Consider the following 18,574-nt stretch of genomic DNA (forward strand, 5'->3'; position numbering starts at 1 on the left):
AGCATGGCGGCCGTGGCAAGCGTCGGACGAATTTACCGGCGCGGCCGTTCGCTCAACTGAGGAAACCAAGATGGCATCGAATTCGCTGCCGGCCCGGCCGGCACGTTACACGCAGACCGCGATCGCGCTGCACTGGCTGATCGCGCTGCTGATCGTCTGCGGCTTCGCGCTCGGCTGGGTGATGACGGACATCCCCGGTTTCACGCCGACCAAGCTGAAGTATTTCTCGTGGCACAAGTGGATCGGCGTGACGGCGTTCGCGCTGGCCGTCGTGCGCGTGCTGTGGCGTGCGACCCATGCGTCGCCGGCGCTGCCGGGCAATACGCCGGCATGGCAGCGGGCGGCGTCGCACGGCGTGCACATCCTGCTGTACGTGCTGATGCTCGTGATCCCGGTGACCGGCTATCTGTACAGCTCGGCGTCGAACATCCCGGTCGTCTACCTCGGCATCGTGCCGTTGCCGCGCCTGATCGACCCCGATCCGGTGTTGAAGGAAACGTTCAAGACGCTTCACGTGTCTTTGAATTACATTCTGCTTGCGCTCGTTTCGCTGCACGTGCTCGCGGCGCTCAAGCACCAGGTGTTGGACCGCGACGGCCTGCTGTCGCGGATGCTTCCCTTTGCCAAATGAAGGATCCCATGAAAGTGTCTTTCTCCCGCTCCATGCTGACCGCGTTCGCCGCGGCGGCACTTGTCGCGTCGGGCGCGGCGCATGCCGACGTCGATCTCGCGAAGAGCAAGGTGTCCGCGGTGTCGAAGCAGATGAACGTGCCGACCGAAGGCGCATTCAAGAAGTTCTCCGCGCAGGTGAAGTTCGACCCGGCGAAGGCCGCGCAGGGCAGCGCGCAGATGTCGATCGACATCGCGAGCTTCGACCTTGGCGACAAGATGTACAACGACCAGGTCGCGGGCAAGGACTGGTTCGACGCGAAGACGTATCCGCAGGCGACCTTCGCGTCGTCGGCGATCGCGCCGGCCGGCGGCAACAAGTACAACGTGACCGGCAAGCTGACGATCAAGGGCAAGTCCGAGACCGTCACCGTGCCCGTCACGGTCACGCAGAGCGGCGCGACGCAGACCTTCGACGGCGTGCTGCCGATCAAGCGTTCGGCGTTCAACGTCGGCACCGGCGAGTGGAAGGACACGTCGATCGTCGCCGACGAAGTGCAGATCAAGTTCCATCTCGTCGCCACGAAGTAAGCGGCGCGCTGTTGCATTACCCGAATGCCGCGCGAGGGCGCGGCGCTGTTCACAGGAGAATGAGTTTGAAAAAGCATCTGATCATCGCCGCCGGCGCATTGGCCGCCTCGCTGTCGTTCTCGGCATTCGCCGACACCGCGACGTACCAGTTCGACCCGAGCCATACGTACCCGAGCTTCGAGGCCGACCACTTCGGCGGCCTGTCGGTCTGGCGCGGCAAGTTCGACAAGTCGAGCGGCACCGTGACGCTCGACCGCGCGGCGAAGACCGGTACGGTCGACGTGACGACCGACATCGCGTCGATCCACACGGGCAGCACGAAGCTCGACGAGCACCTGCAGACGGGCGAATTCTTCGACGCCGCCAAGTTCCCGCAGGCGAACTACAAAGGCACGATCAAGTTCGACGGCGACAAGCCCGTGTCGGTGGTCGGCAACCTGACGCTGCATGGCGTCACGAAGCCGGTCACGCTGAAGATCGACTCGTTCAAGTGCATGCCGCACCCGATGCTCAAGCGTGAAGTGTGCGGCGTCGACGCGATCGGCGAATTCAGCCGCGACGATTTCGGCCTCGACTACGGCAAGCAATACGGCTTCAAGATGAAGACGAAGCTGCTGATCACGGCCGAAGCCGTCAAGCAGCAGTAACGCGCCCGGCCGCACCGGCCGCCGCGTTGCGTGTACACCGCCGCGCCCCCGTTTCCGGGGTCGCGGCGGTTTTTTTTGCGCGCCTATAATCGTCGGCACAGCTCGCGGCGCGGGAACGGCGCGTCGGACAAAACGTACAACGACAAGGAGATCGCCGATGCACGCCGTCACGCAGTCCAGCTCCATTGCCTCGTCGCCGCGCGTGTGGCGCGCGGTGGTTGCCGCGTCGATCGGCAACGCGCTCGAGTGGTTCGACCTCGTCGTCTACGGCTTCTTCGCGGTGACGATCTCGAAGCTGTTCTTTCCGGCCGGCAACGACACCGCGTCGCTGCTGCTCACGCTCGGTACGTTCGGCGTGTCGTTCTTCATGCGTCCGCTCGGCGCGATCGTGCTCGGCGCGTATGCCGACCGCGCGGGCCGCAAGGCCGCGCTCACGCTGTCGATCCTGCTGATGATGGCCGGCACGCTCGTCATCGCGGTGCTGCCGACCTACGGGACGATCGGCGTCGCGGCGCCGCTGATCCTCGTCGCCGCACGGCTGATGCAGGGTTTCTCGGCGGGCGGCGAATTCGGCAGCGCGACCGCGTTCCTGGCCGAGCACGTGCCGGGCCGGCGCGGCTTCTTCGCGAGCTGGCAGGTCGCGAGCCAGGGCCTCACGACACTGCTTGCCGCCGGTTTCGGCACCGTGCTGAACGCGCAGCTCACGGCCGACCAGATGGCCGCGTGGGGCTGGCGCATTCCATTCTTCTTCGGGCTGCTGCTCGGGCCCGTCGCGTACTACATCCGCTCGAAGGTCGACGAGACGCCCGAATTCCTCGCGGCCGAAAGCACCGCGACCCCGTTGCGCGACACGTTCGCGTCGCACAAGGCGCGGCTCGTCGCCGCGATGGGCGTGGTCGTGCTCGGCACCGTCGCGACCTATCTCGTGCTGTTCATGCCGACCTACGGCGTGAAGCAGCTCGGCCTCGCGCCGTCGGCCGCGTTCGCGGCGATCCTCGTCGTCGGCGTGATCCAGATGGCGTTCGCGCCGCTCGTCGGCCACTGGTCGGATCGCTACGGCCGCGTGCGCGTGATGATCGCGCCGGCGCTCGGCATTCTCGTGCTGATCTATCCGGCATTCGCGTACCTGGTCGCGCACCCGGGCTTCGGCACGCTGATCGCGCTGCAGGTGCTGCTCGCGTTCCTGATGACCGGCTATTTCGCGGCGCTGCCGGGCCTGCTGTCGGAAGTGTTTCCGGTGCAGACGCGCACGACCGGGATGTCGCTCGCGTATAACGTCGCGGTGACGATCTTCGGCGGCTTCGGGCCGTTCATCATCGCGTGGCTGATCCGCGCGACCGGGATGAAGACCGCGCCGAGCTTCTACCTGATGTTCGCGGCCGTGCTGAGCCTCGCGGCGCTGTTCGTGCTGCGGCGGCGGTTCGGGTTTCGGTGAGGGGGCAGCCGGCCGGGGGCTGTGATTCAGCCGTCGGTAGCCAGTAGCGTCTTCGCAGTCGCACGTAGCGCTTCGAGATCCGCCGCCGTGACGCGCTTGCCGGTTTGGCTCGCCGCGGACGACGCGTCGATGAAGCGGCGAGCCGCGTCGTATTGCGGCTCCGACAGGAGCAGGCGCTTTGCCGCGAGCGAGTTGCGCGCTTCATCTCGGGCGCGATTCGCTTCGGCTCCGAGCGCGCGATAGTTGTTCCGGAAGATTGCCGACACCGGATTTTGCGGCATCTTCGCCGCCAAATCGTCGAGCGAGGAGAAGTCCTCATATCGCGCCTGCTTCAAGGCGAACAGCTCGGCATGACCCCATACTTCGACGAATGCCGCGCGTTGCTCTGCGAGGCGGGCCGTCTCGCGTGCCGCGTTGACCATGTTGCGGTCGACCATCCAGGTGCCGAAACTGCCGATCAGCGCACCGACGACGGCCGTCACGAGTGAATGCTTGAAGAACTCGCGGAGCGCGCCGCCTGGCTGAGCATGTGTCATCGGGCTGGATCCGGATGATGTGATGGAGCGTTCAATTTACCATTGCGGCGGATGCGTCCGGTCCGGCGGCGCGTCAGTCGTCGCTGCGCTCACATGTCGGCTGCGCCGGCATCAGTCGGGCCGGTGCGTGGGCGGTCCTCACCGGGCGACCGGCGAGTGCATTGATCGCCTGCGTGAGCTGCCAGTCCGCAGCCGTACCGAATGCGCGCTGCGGCAGCCCCGCGCCTTTCGACAGATCGACTTTCGCGCGCACACGCTGCTCGCGCAGCGTCTGCCGCGCGTGGCGGACTTGCGCGAACGGATCGGGCGCCAGCCGGTCCGCATACGGCGCACGGGCGAGATCGACTTCCCGGTACCACAGCAGCACGCCGTCGATGTCCGAATCGCGGCGCGGCGGCACGAATGTCGCCGGCGAGCCGCTTCGCGCTCGCCGGACACGGCTTGACGATCGCACGGCCCGGCGCGAAGGTCAGCGTCGTGTGGTTCGGCCCGCGCCGGACCTTGAGCCTCAGCGGCACGCCCGCGTCGCCCTTCGCGAGCTTCACGACCTCGCTGCTGTCGATGCCCACGACGCTCTGGTCGTTCATCGCGACGACGAGATCGTCGGGCCGCACGCCGGCTCGCTCGGCGGGCGCGTCGGGAATCACGTCGATGATGTGCAGCCCGTCGGGCCGCGTGTCGAACACGATGCGGATGCCCGGCGTGCCGTCGCGCGCGCGGCGTTCGTCGTCGAGTTGCGCCTGCCGCTCCTTCGCGTTGAAGAAGGGTGCGTACGGCAAGGTCTTGATTCCGTCGTGCACGGTGGCGTCGAGTAGCGCGCCGATGTCGACGTCGGTCAGGTGCTGCTGCTTCAGCACGTCGACCGCGGCCTTCAGTTCGCAGAGCTGCGGTTCCCAGTCGGGGGGCAGGGCGATGATTGCGACGCGGCGGCAGGCGCGGAGGCTGACGATGAAGCGGGCGCGGTGGCGGTCGGGGCGGACGCGGGTTGCGCGCGGGCGGCCGATGCGCACGCAACGAACGCGGCCGCGGCGGCGGCGGTACTCCAGGCGGCGATGCGACGAACGACGCGCGTTGCAGGCATCATGAGGACCGCAGGTTCGACGGGCGGCGGGGCGGAATGGTGACGCAATTGTAGCCGACGGGCCCGCGCCGTCGCGCCGGTGGAGGCGGGCGGCGGTCCGCCCATGAAAAAAGGCCGGTCACGAGGGACCGGCCTTCTGCAATCAGCCGAAACGGCGCGGGCTCAAACCTGCGCGCCCGCGTTCGGATCGTCCGGATCGTGTGCGCCCTTCTTTTCCTTGATCAGGTCTTCGCGTTTGATGCCGAGCCACATCGCGAGCGAGCCCGCGACGAACACCGACGAGTAGATGCCGAACATGATGCCGACCGTCAGCGCGAGCGCGAAGTAGTGCAGCGTCGGGCCGCCGAAGAAGAACATCGACAGCACCATCATTTCCGTCGACGTGTGCGTGATGATCGTGCGCGACATCGTCGTCGTGATCGCGTGGTTGATCACTTCCGACACGCTCATCCTGCGTTCGCGGCGGAACGTTTCGCGGATCCGGTCGAAGATGACGACCGACTCGTTGACCGAGTAGCCGAGCACCGCGAGGATCGCCGCGAGCACCGCCAGCGAGAACTCCCACTGGAAGAACGCGAAGAAGCCGAGAATGATCACGACGTCGTGCAGGTTCGCGATGATGCCGGCGACCGCGTACTTCCATTCGAAGCGGATCGACAGATAGATCACGATGCCGATCACGACGCACGCGAGCGCGAGGAGACCGTCGGTCGCGAGCTCGCGGCCGACCTGCGGGCCGACGAACTCGACGCGCTGCAGCGACACGTCGGGGCTCTGCGCCTTCAGTGCGGTCATCACCTGATCGCTCTGCTGCGCGGACGTGAGGCCTTCCTTCAGCTGCAGGCGGATCAGCACGTTGCGCGACGTGCCGAAATTCTGCACCTGCGCATCGGCGTAGCCGAGCTTGCCGAGCGTGGCGCGCACGGGTTCGAGCTGCGCGGCCTGCTGGTACTGAACCTCGATCACCGTACCGCCGGTGAATTCGACGGACAGGTGCAGCCCGCGGTGGAACAGGAAGAACACGGCGGCGAGGAACGTGACCAGCGAGATCACGTTGAACACCAGCGCGTGCCGCATGAACGGAATGTCTTTACGGATGCGGAAAAATTCCATGGCTTCGTCTCCGGGGCCTTATTGGGTCGAGCCCGGTTTCTTCGGCGACACGCCTTGCTGCGCGCGGTTGCGCAGCTGCGGCTTGCCGGCGCGCGGGGCGTTGCCCTTCGCGGGGGCGGCGAGCTTCGCGGCGCGCGCGGTGTCGGTCGATTCGTCGGCCGCGGTGAACGACGCGCCGGCCGTGGCGCCTTCCGGCCTCCACACCTGGCCGATCGCGAGCGACTTCAGTTTCTTGCGGCCGCCGTACCAGAGGTTGACGAGCCCGCGCGAGAAGAACACCGCGGAGAACATCGACGTCAGGATGCCGAGGCAGTGCACGATCGCGAACGCGCGAACCGGGCCCGAGCCGAACGCGAGCAGCGCGAGGCCGGCGATCAGCGTCGTGACGTTCGAGTCGAGAATCGTCGCCCACGCATGCGCGTAGCCGGACTGGATCGCGACCTGCGGCGGCTGGCCGGCGCGCAGTTCTTCACGCACGCGCTCGTTGATCAGCACGTTCGAGTCGATCGCCATGCCGAGCGCGAGCGCGATTGCCGCGATACCCGGCAGCGTCAGCGTCGCCTGCATCAGCGACAGCACCGCGACGAGCAGCAGCAGGTTCACCGACAGGCCGATCACCGAAATCACGCCGAACAGCATGTAGTACGCGATCATGAACACGGCGATCGCGCAGAAGCCCCAGATCACCGAGTGGACGCCCATCTTGATGTTGTCCGCGCCGAGGCTCGGGCCGATCGTGCGTTCCTCGATGATGTCCATCGGGGCGGCGAGCGAACCGGCGCGCAGCAGCAGCGCGAGGTCGGCCGCTGCCTGCGGCGTCGGCTGGCCCGTGATCTGGAAGCGGTCGCCGAGTTCGGACTGGATCGTCGCGACGGTCAGCACTTCGCCCTTGCCCTTCTCGAACAGCACCATCGCCATCGGCTTGCCGATGTTCTCGCGCGACACCGCGCGCACCGAGCGGCCGCCCGCCGAATCGAGGCGGATGTTGACCGACGGACGCTGGTGTTCGTCGAAGCCGGCCGACGCATCGATGATGCGGTCGCCGGTGAAGATCACTTCCTTCTTCAGCAGCACGGGCGCCTGGTTGCCCTGCGTGAACAGCTCCTCGCCCGGCGGCACGGGGTCGTTCGGGTTCGGGTGCGTGTTGATCGGATCGGCGAGGCGCGCCTCGAGCGTTGCGGTGCGGCCGATGATGTCCTTCGCCTTCGCGGTGTCCTGCACGCCCGGCAGCTCGACGACGATACGGTCGCTGCCCTGCTGCTGCAGGATCGGCTCGGACACGCCGAGTTCGTTCACGCGGTTGTGGAGCGTCGTCAGGTTCTGCTTGAGCGCGGCGTCCTCGACGGACTTCTGCACGGCCGGCGTGAACGTGCCGACGACCTGCGTGCCGCCGCCGCCGGGCTGGGTCGCCCATTGCAGTTCGGTGACGGAGGCAGCGAGCACCTTGCGGGCGTCTTCGGCCGTTTGCGCATCGCTGAAGTTGACGACGACGGACTGGTCGACGCGGCTCACGCCGCCGTCGCGGATGTTCCGGTCGCGCAGCAGCGCGCGTGCGTCGGATGCGTCGGAGTCGAGCTTCTTCGTCAGCGCGCCCGTCATGTCGACCTGGAGCAGGAAGTGGACACCGCCGCGCAGGTCGAGGCCGAGATACATCGGCAGCGCGTGCAATGCGGTCAGCCAGCGCGGCGACGCGCTCTGCAGGTTCAGTGCGACGACGTACTGCGGATCGTTCGGATCGGCGTTCAGCGATTTCTGCAGCAGGTCCTTGACGCGCAGCTGCGTATCGGTGTCCTTCAGGCGCACGCGGATGTTCGCGTTGGACGCCGTGTTCTCGAAGGTGATGTCGTCCGGCTTGATCTGCGCGGACGCGAGCGCGGATTCGACCTGGGTCAGCGTGGTCGAGTCGAGCTTGACCGTGGCCTTGCCGCTCGACACCTGCACCGCCGGCGCTTCACCGAAGAAGTTGGGCAATGTGTACAGAAAGCCGATGGCGAGCGCCACGACCATCACGACATATTTCCAGAGTGGATAACGATTCATGAGGGGGCCGAACGGGTGGTTGGCGTGAAAGCGTCGCGTCCGGCGCCGCGGCGGCCCGCTCTCTCAGGCGGGCACGGCGCGGGGAGCCGGACGCTCGGTAAAAGCCTTACAGCGAGCCTTACAGCGACTTGATCGTGCCCTTCGGCAGAATGGTCGTGACGGCGGCCTTCTGCACGGTGATTTCGGTGCCTTCGGCGATTTCGACGCCGATGTAGCCTTCGGTGACCTTCGTCACCTTGCCGACGAGGCCGCCGCTCGTGACGACTTCGTCGCCCTTCGCCATGGCCGCGAGCATGTTGCGGTGTTCCTTCTGACGCTTCATCTGCGGACGGATCATGATGAAGTACAGCACCGCGAACATCAGGATGAGCGGCAGGAAGCTCATCAGGCTCGATTCGGCGCCACCGGCGCCTTGCGCGAAGGCATTGGAAATGAACGGCACGTTGGTCTCTCCGTAGGGGAAGATCGAAAAATAAGCCGGTTATTCTACCACCGGCCCCATGTGCAAACGGCGCGGCAAATGCGCTTTCGGATCAAGCTGTTAAAGCATGAACCCGCACCGTTGCGACTTGTTTGGAAAGGCAATTGTAATGTTTCGCGGTCGCGACCGGCACCTGGAACGCGTTATTTAGTACGTGTCCGATGTGACAGGCGGCGGCGCGGGCAGCGGGGCGGGCAGCGGCGCGGGCAGCCGGCCGCGTCAGTCGACCCCTCTCGCGCGATCCTCCGCGAAGCGCTGGCGGAACGCGTCGAACGTATGGGTTTCGATCGCGTCGCGGATCTCGCCCATCAGCTGCAGGTAGTAGTGCAGGTTGTGGATCGTGTTGAGCTGCGCGCCGAGGATTTCGCCGACACGGTGCAGGTGATGCAGGTAGCCGCGCGAGAAGTTCTGGCACGTGTAGCAGCCGCAGCTCGCATCGAGCGGCTTCAGCGAGTTCTTGTGCGTCGCGTTGCGGATCTTCACGTCGCCGAAGCGCGTGAACAGCCAGCCGTTGCGCGCGTTGCGGGTCGGCATCACGCAGTCGAACATGTCGATGCCGTTCGCGACGCCCTCGACCAGGTCCTCCGGCGTGCCGACGCCCATCAGGTAGTGTGGCTTGTTGGCCGGCAGCTTCGGGCCGACGTGCCGCAGCACGCGCATCATGTCTTCCTTCGGCTCGCCGACCGATAGCCCGCCGATCGCGAGGCCGTGGAAGCCGAGCTCGGACAGCCCCGCGAGCGATTCGTCGCGCAGATCCTCGAACATCCCGCCCTGGACGATCCCGAAGAGGGCGTTCGGGTTGCCGAGCCGGTCGAACTCGTCGAGCGAGCGCTTCGCCCAGCGCAGCGACATGCGCATCGAGTCGGCCGCCTCCTTGTGCGTCGTCGGCACGCCGTTGGTCGCGTACGGCGTGCATTCGTCGAACTGCATCACGATGTCGGAGTTCAGCACCTTCTGAATCTGCATCGACACTTCCGGCGACAGGAACAGCTTGTCGCCGTTGATCGGCGACGCGAACGTGACGCCGTCCTCGGTGATCTTGCGCAGGTCGCCGAGCGAGAACACCTGGAAGCCGCCCGAGTCGGTCAGGATCGGCTTGTTCCAGCCCATGAAGCCGTGCAGGCCGCCGTGCGCGTCGATCGTGTCGAGGCCCGGGCGCAGCCACAGGTGGAACGTGTTGCCGAGGATGATCTGGGCCTTGATCTCGTGCAGCTCGCGCGGCTGGATCGCCTTCACGGTGCCGTACGTGCCGACCGGCATGAAGATCGGCGTCTCGACCACGCCGTGGTTGAGCTTCACGCGGCCGCGGCGTGCATGGCCGTCGGTCGTCAGCAGTTCGAATTCGAGCCCGTTGGCCGGGCGTTCCTGCACGGGCGCGTGCGTATCGTGGGATGAACTTTCGGTCATCGCGTCATTCTCCTTGCCACCGGAAAACAGTCCGGCGCATGTTGGACAGGCCGCCAGGAACCCGGCGGCGGGAAAAGCGGGTGCGCGCCAGCGTGGCGCGCACAGCGGGAAATCTGAGGGCGACGGTCATGCGGTGCGGGACCGTTGCGCCCGTCGCGCTTATGCTTGCGGCGCCTCCGGCGTGTCGCGCCGCGTGAGCAGCATCGCGTCGCCGTAGCTGAAGAAGCGGTAGCGTTCGTCGATCGCGTGCCGGTAGGCCGCGCGGATCGTCTCGACGCCCGCGAACGCGGACACCAGCATCAGCAGCGTCGACTTCGGCAGGTGGAAGTTCGTGACGAGCCGGTCGACGACCCGGAAGCGGTAGCCGGGCGTGATGAAGATGTCGGTCTCGGCCTGCGTCGCCGCGAGCGGGCGGCCCGCTTCGTCGGCGCTGCGCGCCGCGGCTTCGAGCGCGCGCATCGACGTCGTGCCGACCGCGATCACGTTGCCGCCGCGCGCGCGCGTGGCGGCGATCTTGTCGACGAGCGACTGCGGCAGGTCGTACCACTCGCTGTGCATCCGGTGCTCGGCGATGTTCTCGACGCGCACCGGCTGGAACGTGCCCGCGCCCACGTGCAGCGTCAGCGTCGCGCGCTCGACGCCCATCGCGTCGAGCTGCTCGAGCAGCGGCAGGTCGAAATGGAGCCCGGCGGTGGGCGCCGCGACCGCGCCCGGGTTGCTCGCGTAGACGGTCTGGTAGCGCGTCTCGTCGTTCGCGTCGGCGTCGTGCTCGATATATGGCGGCAGCGGCAGCCGGCCGTGATGCTCGATCAGCGTGAGGCACGGCTGCGGGAAGTGCAGCGTGAAGAACGGTTCGACGCGCTCGCCGACCGTCACGTCGAACGCGTCGGCGAGGCGCAGCGTCGTGCCGGCGCCCGGCGACTTGCTCGCGCGGATCTGCGCGAGCGCCGTATGCGTGCCGGTCACGCGCTCGATCAGCACCTCGATCTTGCCGCCACTGGCCTTCTGGCCGAAGAAACGCGCCTTCAGCACCCTGGTATCGTTGAACACGAGCAGGTCGCCGGGCGCGATGCACGACGGCAGCTCGGTGAAGTTGCGGTCGACGAGGCGCGCGGGCTCGACGGTATGGTCGACCTCGAGCAGGCGGCTCGCGGTGCGCTCGGGCAGCGCGGTTTGCGCAATCAGCTCGGGCGGCAGATTGAAATCGAAATCGGAAAGCGTGAACATGCGGGCTGGTTCGAAACGGCCGGCGGGCGCCGCCCACAAGGCGGAAACGCATGAATGGGGCGCGCGAGCCGCTATGATGGCGGGATGCGCGGCCTGGCCGGCGTCGTTCGTTCGGACGACGTGAAAGCCGCTATTGTACTTGCCTTGCGAAGCACCCAGACGATCCGATGCCTGTGTCACCACGCCGTTCCTCCGCTGCCGTTGCCGATTCCGCCGATCCGTTCGACGCGGACGATGCCGCGTTACCCGCGCGAAGCGCGGGCGAGCGCGACTCCGACGCGCGCGCGGCGCCGAAGCGCGCGGGCCCGAAGCGCGGCGCCGACGGGCGGCTCGCGCAACCGGCCGCCGCCGCGCCCGACGTCGAACCGGGCGCCGGCAGCGACGAAGCGGGCGCGGCGGCGGCCTCGGGCGCATCCGATGCACCCGGCGCGAAGCGCAAGAAGAAGCCGGCCGCCGACAAACCCGTGAAGACCGCCGACAAGCTCGCGAAGCTCGGCCTCACGCGCTCGATCGATCTCGTGCTGCATCTGCCGATGCGCTACGAGGACGAAACCACGCTCACGCCGATCGGCGAACTGCTGCCGGGCGGCATCGCGCAGACCGAAGGCATTGTGTTCGACAACGAGGTCGCGTACCGGCCGCGCCGCCAGCTCGTCGTGAAGATCCAGGACGACGACGGCGAGCAGCTCGTACTGCGCTTCCTGAATTTCTACGGCTCGCAGGTCAAGCAGATGGCCGTCGGCCAGCGGCTGCGCGTGCGCGGCGACGTGCGCGGCGGCTTCTTCGGGATGGAGATGGTGCATCCGGCCGTGCGCGTGGTCGAAGCCGGTGCGCCGCTGCCGCAGGTGCTCACGCCCGTCTATCCGAGCACGGCCGGCGTGTCGCAGGCGTATCTGCGCAAGGCGATCGAGAACGCGGTCGAGCGCACGCCGCTGCCCGAGCTGCTGCCGCCCGAGATCGAGCGCGACTACCTGAAGCCGCTCGGCGTGCCGACGCTCGCGCAGGCCGTGCGGATCCTGCATCACCCGGGCGTCGATTCCGACGAAGCCGCGCTGATGGACGGCTCGCATCCGGCGTGGACACGCATCAAGTTCGAGGAGCTGCTCGCGCAGCAGCTGTCGCTCAAGCGCGCGCACGAGGAGCGCCGCACGCGCACGGCGCCCGCGATGCCGCGTCGCGCCGCGACCGATGCCGACGCGCAGACCACGCGCCTCTACGCGGCGCTGCCGTTCACGCTGACGGGCGCGCAGGCGCGCGTCGTCGACGAGATCGCGCACGACCTCACGCTCCCGCATCCGATGCAGCGGCTGTTGCAGGGCGACGTCGGCAGCGGCAAGACGGTCGTCGCCGCGCTGGCCGCGACTCAAGCGATCGATGCCGGCTACCAGGCCGCGCTGATGGCGCCGACCGAAATCCTCGCGGAGCAGCACGCCCGCAAGCTGCGCGCGTGGCTCGAGCCGCTCGGCGTGTCGGTCGCGTGGCTCGCGGGCAGCCTGAAGGCGAAGGAGAAGCGCGCGGCGATCGAGGCCGCGGCGCTCGGCACCGCGCAGCTCGTGATCGGCACGCACGCGATCATCCAGGACACGGTCGAATTCGCGCGGCTCGGCCTCGTGATCGTCGACGAGCAGCACCGCTTCGGCGTCGAGCAGCGTCTCGCGCTGCGGGCGAAGGCCGCGAACGCGGCCAACGGCGCGCGCGATTTCCAGCCGCACCAGCTGATGATGTCGGCCACGCCGATTCCGCGCACGCTCGCGATGACGTATTACGCGGATCTCGAGGTGTCGACGATCGACGAGCTGCCGCCGGGCCGCACGCCGGTGCTGACGCGCCTCGTCGGCGACGCGCGGCGCGAGGAGGTGATCGCGCGCGTGCGCGAGGCCGCGCTGACCGGCCGCCAGGTGTACTGGGTGTGTCCGCTGATCGAGGAGAGCGAGACGCTGCAGTTGCAGACGGCCGTCGAAACCTACGAGACGCTGGCCACGGCCCTGCCCGAGTTGAAGGTCGGGCTCGTGCACGGCAGGCTGTCGCCGGCCGACAAGGCGGCCGTGATGGAAGCCTTCACGCGCAACGAGGTGCAGTTGCTCGTCGCGACGACCGTGATCGAGGTCGGCGTCGACGTGCCGAACGCGTCGCTGATGGTGATCGAGCACGCGGAGCGCTTCGGCCTCGCGCAGCTGCACCAGTTGCGCGGCCGGGTCGGGCGCGGCACCGCGGCATCGGTGTGCGTGCTGCTGTACACGGGCCCGCTGTCGCTCACCGGCCGCGAGCGGCTGAAGACGATGCGCGAGACGACCGACGGCTTCGAGATCGCGCGGCGCGACCTCGAGATCCGCGGCCCCGGCGAATTCCTCGGCGCGCGCCAGTCGGGCGCGGCGATGCTGCGCTTCGCGAACCTGGAGACCGACGGCTGGCTGATCGACCCGGCCCGCGACGCGGCGGCGCGACTGATCGCCGCGTATCCCGGCGTCGTCACGCAGCATCTCGCCCGCTGGCTCGGCGCGCGGGAGCAGTATCTGAAGGCGTGATCGACGTATTCAGGGCGGGTCCCAAAATCAAAATTTGCCGCCGTCCGGCGCATTGCAATACTGAGAAACTTGGCGAATCGGTCCGAGTGGGTGTATAAATTAAACCTATCGCCTGTATATATCTGATTGGCCCACAATGACCCTGACTGAACTGAAATACATCGTCGCGGTCGCGCGCGAGCGGCATTTCGGTCGCGCCGCCGAAGCCTGCTTCGTGAGCCAGCCGACCCTCTCGGTGGCGATCAAGAAGCTGGAAGACGAGCTGAACGTGCAGATTTTCGAGCGCGGCGCGAGCGAAGTGAGCGTGACCCCGATCGGCGACCAGATCGTCACGCAGGCGCAGCGCGTGCTCGAGCAGACCTTCGCGATCAAGGAGATCGCGAAGCAGGGCAAGGACCCGCTCGTCGGCCCGTTCCGGCTCGGCGTGATCTACACGATCGGGCCGTACCTGCTGCCGACGCTCGTCAAGCAGATGATCCAGCGTGTGCCGCAGATGCCTTTGATGCTGCAGGAGAACTACACGCTGAAGCTGCTCGAACTGCTGAAGCAGGGCGAGATCGACGCCGCGATCATGGCGCTGCCGTTTCCCGAAACCGGCCTGATGGTGCGGCCGCTGTACGACGAGCCGTTCGTCGTCGCGCTGCCGGCCGGCCATCCGTGGGAGAAGCGCGCCGAGATCGACGCCGAGGATCTCAAGCAGGAAACCATGCTGCTGCTCGGCAACGGCCACTGCTTCCGCGATCACGTGCTCGGCGTGTGCCCGGAACTGATGCGCTTCTCGCAAACAGCCGACGGCATCCAGAAGACCTTCGAGGGCTCGTCGCTCGAAACGATTCGCCATATGGTCGCCAGCGGGGTCGGCATCACGGTGCTGCCGCGGATGTCGGTCGCCGAGATCGGCCCGCGCGCGAATGGCCCCGACGCCGAACTGCTGTCATACGTGCCGTTCAACGAACCGGTGCCCGATCGCCGCGTCGTGCTGGTGTGGCGCAAGAGCTTCACGCGGATGCCGGCGATCGACGCGATCAGCGACGCGATCGCCGCGTGCGACCTGCCGGGCGTCGCTAAGCTCGACATGCCGGCGACGATGAACTGAACGCACGGCGGCATACGTGACCGCATGATGAACGGGGCTTGCGACCCCGTTTATTTTTGCCTATCGCATAGATTATTTTTATTAAATTACAAACGTCGATAGATATCGATACACTCTTCTACATGGATCGGCGTCGGCTCGCCAGCCCGATTCGCACCGTCAATGCAAGCGTCAAAGGAGGATGTCATGATGCGGTCGGTATTGCAGCACGCGCAACGGAACATCCCGTCGCGCGATGAAGTCCTGAATCGTGCGAGGGCGGCGACCCGCAGCCTGCGCCCGATTGCGTTCGCATACCTGGCGGATCGTGTCTACGGCGGATGAGTGCCGCCGCACGCCGCTCCGGTGCCCCCGATTCCCGTTTCATCCCCCGCAATGCTCCACGAACCGCGCCCGGCAAGTGGGGGCTTACGAGCAAATAAAGGAGAAAAGCATGTCGACCGAAGCGAAATGTCCGTTCAACCACACGGCGGCCGGCGGCACGTCGAACAAGGACTGGTGGCCGAACCAGCTGAACCTGAACATCCTGCACCGGCACTCGGCGCTGTCCGATCCGATGGACAAGGATTTCGACTACGCGCAAGCATTCAAGAAGCTGGACCTCGCGGCGGTGAAGCGCGACCTGCAGGCGCTGATGACGACGTCGCAGGACTGGTGGCCGGCGGACTTCGGCCACTACGGCGGCCTGTTCGTCCGGATGGCCTGGCACAGCGCCGGCACGTACCGGATCGCCGACGGCCGCGGCGGCGCGGGCGGCGGGCAGCAGCGCTTCGCGCCGCTGAACAGCTGGCCGGACAACGCGAACCTCGACAAGGCGCGCCGGCTGCTGTGGCCGATCAAGCAGAAGTACGGCCGCAACATCTCGTGGGCCGACCTGCTGATCCTGACCGGCAACGTCGCGCTCGAATCGATGGGCTTCAAGACCTTCGGCTACGCGGGCGGCCGTGCCGACACGTGGGAACCGGACGACGTCTACTGGGGTTCGGAAAAGATCTGGCTGGAACTCAGCGGCGGCCCGAACAGCCGCTACTCGGGCGACCGTGATCTCGAGAACCCGCTCGCGGCCGTGCAGATGGGCCTCATCTACGTGAACCCGGAAGGCCCGGACGGCAACCCCGACCCGGTCGCGGCGGCACGCGACATCCGCGACACGTTCGCGCGGATGGCGATGAACGACGAAGAGACGGTCGCGCTGATCGCCGGCGGCCACACGTTCGGCAAGACGCACGGCGCGGGCCCCGCGACGGACGTCGGTGCGGAGCCGGAAGCGGCGGGCATCGAGCAGCAGGGTCTCGGCTGGAAGAGCGCGTATGCATCGGGCAAGGGCCACGATGCGATCACCAGCGGCCTCGAAGTCACGTGGACGTCGACGCCGACGAAGTGGAGCCACGACTTCTTCAAGCACCTGTTCAGCTACGAATGGGAACTGACGAAGAGCCCGGCCGGCGCGCACCAGTGGGTCGCGAAGGGCGCGGACGAAGTGATTCCGGATGCGTTCGACGCGTCGAAGAAGCATCGCCCGACGATGCTGACGACCGACCTGTCGCTGCGTTTCGATCCGGCCTACGAGAAGATCTCGCGCCGCTTCTACGAGAACCCGGCCGAGTTTGCCGACGCGTTCGCACGCGCCTGGTTCAAGCTCACGCACCGCGACATGGGTCCGCGTGCGCGCTATCTCGGCCCGGAAGTGCCGGCCGAGGAACTGCTGTGGCAGGATCCGATCCCGGCCGTCGATCACCCGCTGATCGATGACGCGGACGTCGCGGCGCTGAAGGCGAAGGTGCTCGCGTCGGGCCTGTCGGTCGCGCAGCTCGTGTCGACCGCGTGGGCGTCGGCCTCGACGTTCCGGGGTTCCGACAAGCGCGGCGGCGCGAACGGTGCGCGCATCCGCCTGGCGCCGCAGAAGGACTGGGAAGTGAACCAGCCGGCCGCTCTTGCCGCAGTGCTCGAGACGCTCGAAGGCGTGCGCAAGGCGTTCAACGATGCGCAGACGGGCGGCAAGAAGGTGTCGCTCGCCGATCTGATCGTGCTGGCCGGTGCGGCCGGTGTCGAACAGGCCGCGAAGAACGCCGGTGTCGCGGTGACGGTGCCGTTCGCACCGGGCCGGATGGACGCGTCGCAGGAGCAGACGGACGTCGACGCGATGGCCGTGCTTGAGCCGGTGGCGGACGGTTTCCGCAACTACCTGAAGAGTGCGTACAAGACGCCGGCCGAGGCGCTGCTGGTCGACAAGGCTCAGCTGCTGACGCTGAACGGGCCGGAGCTGACGGTGCTCGTCGGCGGCCTGCGAGTGCTCGGCGCGAACGTCGGCGATGTGAAGCACGGCGTGTTCACCGATCGTCCGGGCACGCTGTCGAACGACTTCTTCGTGAACCTGCTCGACATGGGCACGGAGTGGAAGCCGGTGTCGGCCGCGAACGACGTGTTCGAAGGGCGCGATCGTGCGACGGGCCAGGTCAAGTGGACCGGCACGCGCGTCGACCTGATCTTCGGTTCGCACTCGCAGTTGCGCGCGCTGGCCGAGGTGTACGGCAGCGCGGACGCGAACGAGAAGTTCGTGCGCGATTTCGTCGCGGCCTGGGACAAGGTGATGAACCTCGACCGCTTCGACCTCGCGTGAACGTCGTGACGCGCTAGCGCAGTCACGTTGCAACGTGCAGCGGCCGGTCGCATGACCGGCCGTTTTTTCTTCCGATTCAAGGTCTTGTCGAAGGAGTGACGACCATGACGCAAATCGTGCTGAACATGCGCGCCGCCCTCGCGGCGCCCGAGCTGCGCACGCCGGCCGGGCTGGCGCGGCACATCGTCGGATTCGCGATCGTCGTCGGCGGTGCAGCCGAGCTGGTCGCGCAGGCGCTGCACGCGCTCGCGCCGATCGTCTCGAGTGCCGGCGGTTGAGCGCAGCGATTCGCTCGCCGCGCTAGACTGGCACGTGGCGACGGACGCCGCGCGGCGGCATGCCGGTTGCTCGCCGCATTTTCGCCGGTTCAACATTTCGAATGAGGAGTCCCGAAGATGGCCAAGAAAGGTAACGCCACGCAGATCAACATCGGCATCAGCGACAAGGACCGCAAGAAAATCGCGGACGGCCTGTCGCGGCTGCTGGCCGATACGTTTTCGCTGTACCTGAAGACCCACAACTTCCACTGGAACGTCACGGGTCCGATGTTCAACACGCTGCACCTGATGTTCGAAGAGCAGTACAACGAACTGTGGCTCGCGGTCGACCAGGTCGCCGAGCGCATTCGCACGCTCGGCGTCGTCGCGCCGGGCACGTTCGGCGATTTCGCGAAGCTGTCGTCGGTGCCGGAGGCGGACGGCGTGCCGGCGGCCGAAGAGATGATCCGCCAGCTCGTCGAAGGGCACGAGACTGTCGTGCGCACCGCGCGCGAAATCTTCCCGATCGCCGATGCGGCGAGCGACGAACCGACCGCCGACCTGCTCACTCAGCGTCTGCAGACGCATGAAAAGACCGCGTGGATGCTGCGGTCGCTGCTCGCGTAAGGCCGGTGCGGCCGGTCGCGCGCGCCGCGCGGCCGGCGTGAGTGGGTGTCCCGCGCCGAAGCGGCGCCGGGTTGCTATCCGCATCAGATGGAATTCCGGCGACAGCGCGGTACGCGCCTGCCACGCATCTGTCCCCTGATTGACGCGCGGACTGCCCGGCCCGCCTTCAGCGGGCCCCGGCGGCCGGCGCGCGGGTCGCGGCAGCCGTCGCGGGCCTGCCCGACATGACGTGACCCGCCGCTCGGCTCTAAAATGCCGGGATTATCTTCCCGGTGCTTCGCC

General features: G+C 67.2%; 15 protein-coding genes and 1 pseudogene. 9 read left to right on the forward strand and 7 right to left on the reverse strand.

Annotated elements, in window-relative coordinates; all coding sequences use genetic code 11:
• Nucleotides 1-70 precede the first annotated feature (70 nt).
• From ABIC50_RS00795 to ABIC50_RS00810, 4 genes are all read left to right on the forward strand, one after another.
• The gene (locus ABIC50_RS00795; RefSeq protein ID WP_175661494.1) at nt 71-631 is read left to right on the forward strand and encodes a cytochrome b; all 561 of its coding nucleotides are present in this window, start codon (nt 71-73) and stop codon (nt 629-631) included.
• 8 nt (nt 632-639) lie between these two features.
• Complete coding sequence (locus ABIC50_RS00800) at nt 640-1,200, forward strand: YceI family protein (RefSeq protein ID WP_175661493.1); 561 nt, start codon at nt 640-642, stop codon at nt 1,198-1,200.
• 65 nt (nt 1,201-1,265) lie between these two features.
• Complete coding sequence (locus tag ABIC50_RS00805; protein ID WP_041491319.1) at nt 1,266-1,847, forward strand: YceI family protein; 582 nt, start codon at nt 1,266-1,268, stop codon at nt 1,845-1,847.
• A gap of 157 nt (nt 1,848-2,004) precedes the next feature.
• Nucleotides 2,005-3,282: an MFS transporter gene (locus tag ABIC50_RS00810; protein ID WP_354161064.1), complete on the forward strand. Its 1,278-nt coding sequence runs from the start codon at nt 2,005-2,007 to the stop codon at nt 3,280-3,282.
• A 26-nt stretch (nt 3,283-3,308) separates the two neighbouring features.
• Here the strand turns inward: ABIC50_RS00810 and ABIC50_RS00815 are convergent, their stop codons facing one another.
• From ABIC50_RS00815 to queA, 7 genes and pseudogenes are all read right to left on the reverse strand, one after another.
• Nucleotides 3,309-3,764 (reverse strand): hypothetical protein, encoded by a 456-nt coding sequence (locus tag ABIC50_RS00815; protein WP_354161067.1) that lies wholly within the window; start codon nt 3,762-3,764, stop codon nt 3,309-3,311.
• Between the two features lie 127 nt (nt 3,765-3,891).
• Nucleotides 3,892-4,902, reverse strand: a pseudogene (locus ABIC50_RS00820) (S41 family peptidase).
• A 159-nt stretch (nt 4,903-5,061) separates the two neighbouring features.
• The gene (gene secF / locus ABIC50_RS00825; protein WP_011656006.1) at nt 5,062-6,012 is read right to left on the reverse strand and encodes a protein translocase subunit SecF; all 951 of its coding nucleotides are present in this window, start codon (nt 6,010-6,012) and stop codon (nt 5,062-5,064) included.
• Between the two features lie 18 nt (nt 6,013-6,030).
• Nucleotides 6,031-8,052 carry a protein translocase subunit SecD gene (secD, locus tag ABIC50_RS00830; RefSeq protein ID WP_354161070.1) on the reverse strand — a complete coding sequence of 674 codons (2,022 nt, stop codon included), beginning with the start codon at nt 8,050-8,052 and terminating at the stop codon, nt 6,031-6,033.
• A 118-nt stretch (nt 8,053-8,170) separates the two neighbouring features.
• Nucleotides 8,171-8,494: a preprotein translocase subunit YajC gene (gene yajC, locus ABIC50_RS00835; RefSeq protein ID WP_006476868.1), complete on the reverse strand. Its 324-nt coding sequence runs from the start codon at nt 8,492-8,494 to the stop codon at nt 8,171-8,173.
• 258 nt (nt 8,495-8,752) lie between these two features.
• Nucleotides 8,753-9,940, reverse strand: a complete 1,188-nt coding sequence (gene tgt, locus ABIC50_RS00840) for a tRNA guanosine(34) transglycosylase Tgt (protein ID WP_354161072.1) — start codon at nt 9,938-9,940, stop codon at nt 8,753-8,755.
• A gap of 159 nt (nt 9,941-10,099) precedes the next feature.
• Nucleotides 10,100-11,167, reverse strand: coding sequence for a tRNA preQ1(34) S-adenosylmethionine ribosyltransferase-isomerase QueA (queA, locus tag ABIC50_RS00845; RefSeq protein ID WP_354161075.1), 1,068 nt, complete (start codon nt 11,165-11,167; stop codon nt 10,100-10,102).
• 167 nt (nt 11,168-11,334) lie between these two features.
• On the opposite strand from queA, the gene recG reads away from it, so the two are divergent.
• The 5 genes from recG (at nt 11,335) to dpsA (ending at nt 18,292) form a co-directional block, all read left to right on the forward strand.
• On the forward strand, nt 11,335-13,692 hold the full coding sequence (gene recG / locus ABIC50_RS00850; RefSeq protein WP_354161078.1) for an ATP-dependent DNA helicase RecG: 2,358 nt from the start codon (nt 11,335-11,337) through the stop codon (nt 13,690-13,692).
• Between the two features lie 136 nt (nt 13,693-13,828).
• On the forward strand, nt 13,829-14,788 hold the full coding sequence (locus tag ABIC50_RS00855) for a hydrogen peroxide-inducible genes activator (RefSeq protein WP_011656011.1): 960 nt from the start codon (nt 13,829-13,831) through the stop codon (nt 14,786-14,788).
• A gap of 433 nt (nt 14,789-15,221) precedes the next feature.
• Complete coding sequence (katG, locus tag ABIC50_RS00860) at nt 15,222-17,408, forward strand: catalase/peroxidase HPI (protein ID WP_165750900.1); 2,187 nt, start codon at nt 15,222-15,224, stop codon at nt 17,406-17,408.
• A 104-nt stretch (nt 17,409-17,512) separates the two neighbouring features.
• Nucleotides 17,513-17,686 carry a hypothetical protein gene (locus ABIC50_RS00865; protein ID WP_011656013.1) on the forward strand — a complete coding sequence of 58 codons (174 nt, stop codon included), beginning with the start codon at nt 17,513-17,515 and terminating at the stop codon, nt 17,684-17,686.
• Between the two features lie 117 nt (nt 17,687-17,803).
• A complete protein-coding gene (gene dpsA / locus ABIC50_RS00870) occupies nt 17,804-18,292 on the forward strand; it encodes a non-specific DNA-binding protein DpsA (RefSeq protein ID WP_126227186.1) in 489 nt (162 codons plus the stop codon).
• Nucleotides 18,293-18,574: the final 282 nt, after the last annotated feature.

The sequence above is a fragment of the Burkholderia sp. 567 genome (genome assembly GCF_040545115.1).
GTDB classification, from domain to species: Bacteria; Pseudomonadota; Gammaproteobacteria; order Burkholderiales; family Burkholderiaceae; genus Burkholderia; species Burkholderia ambifaria.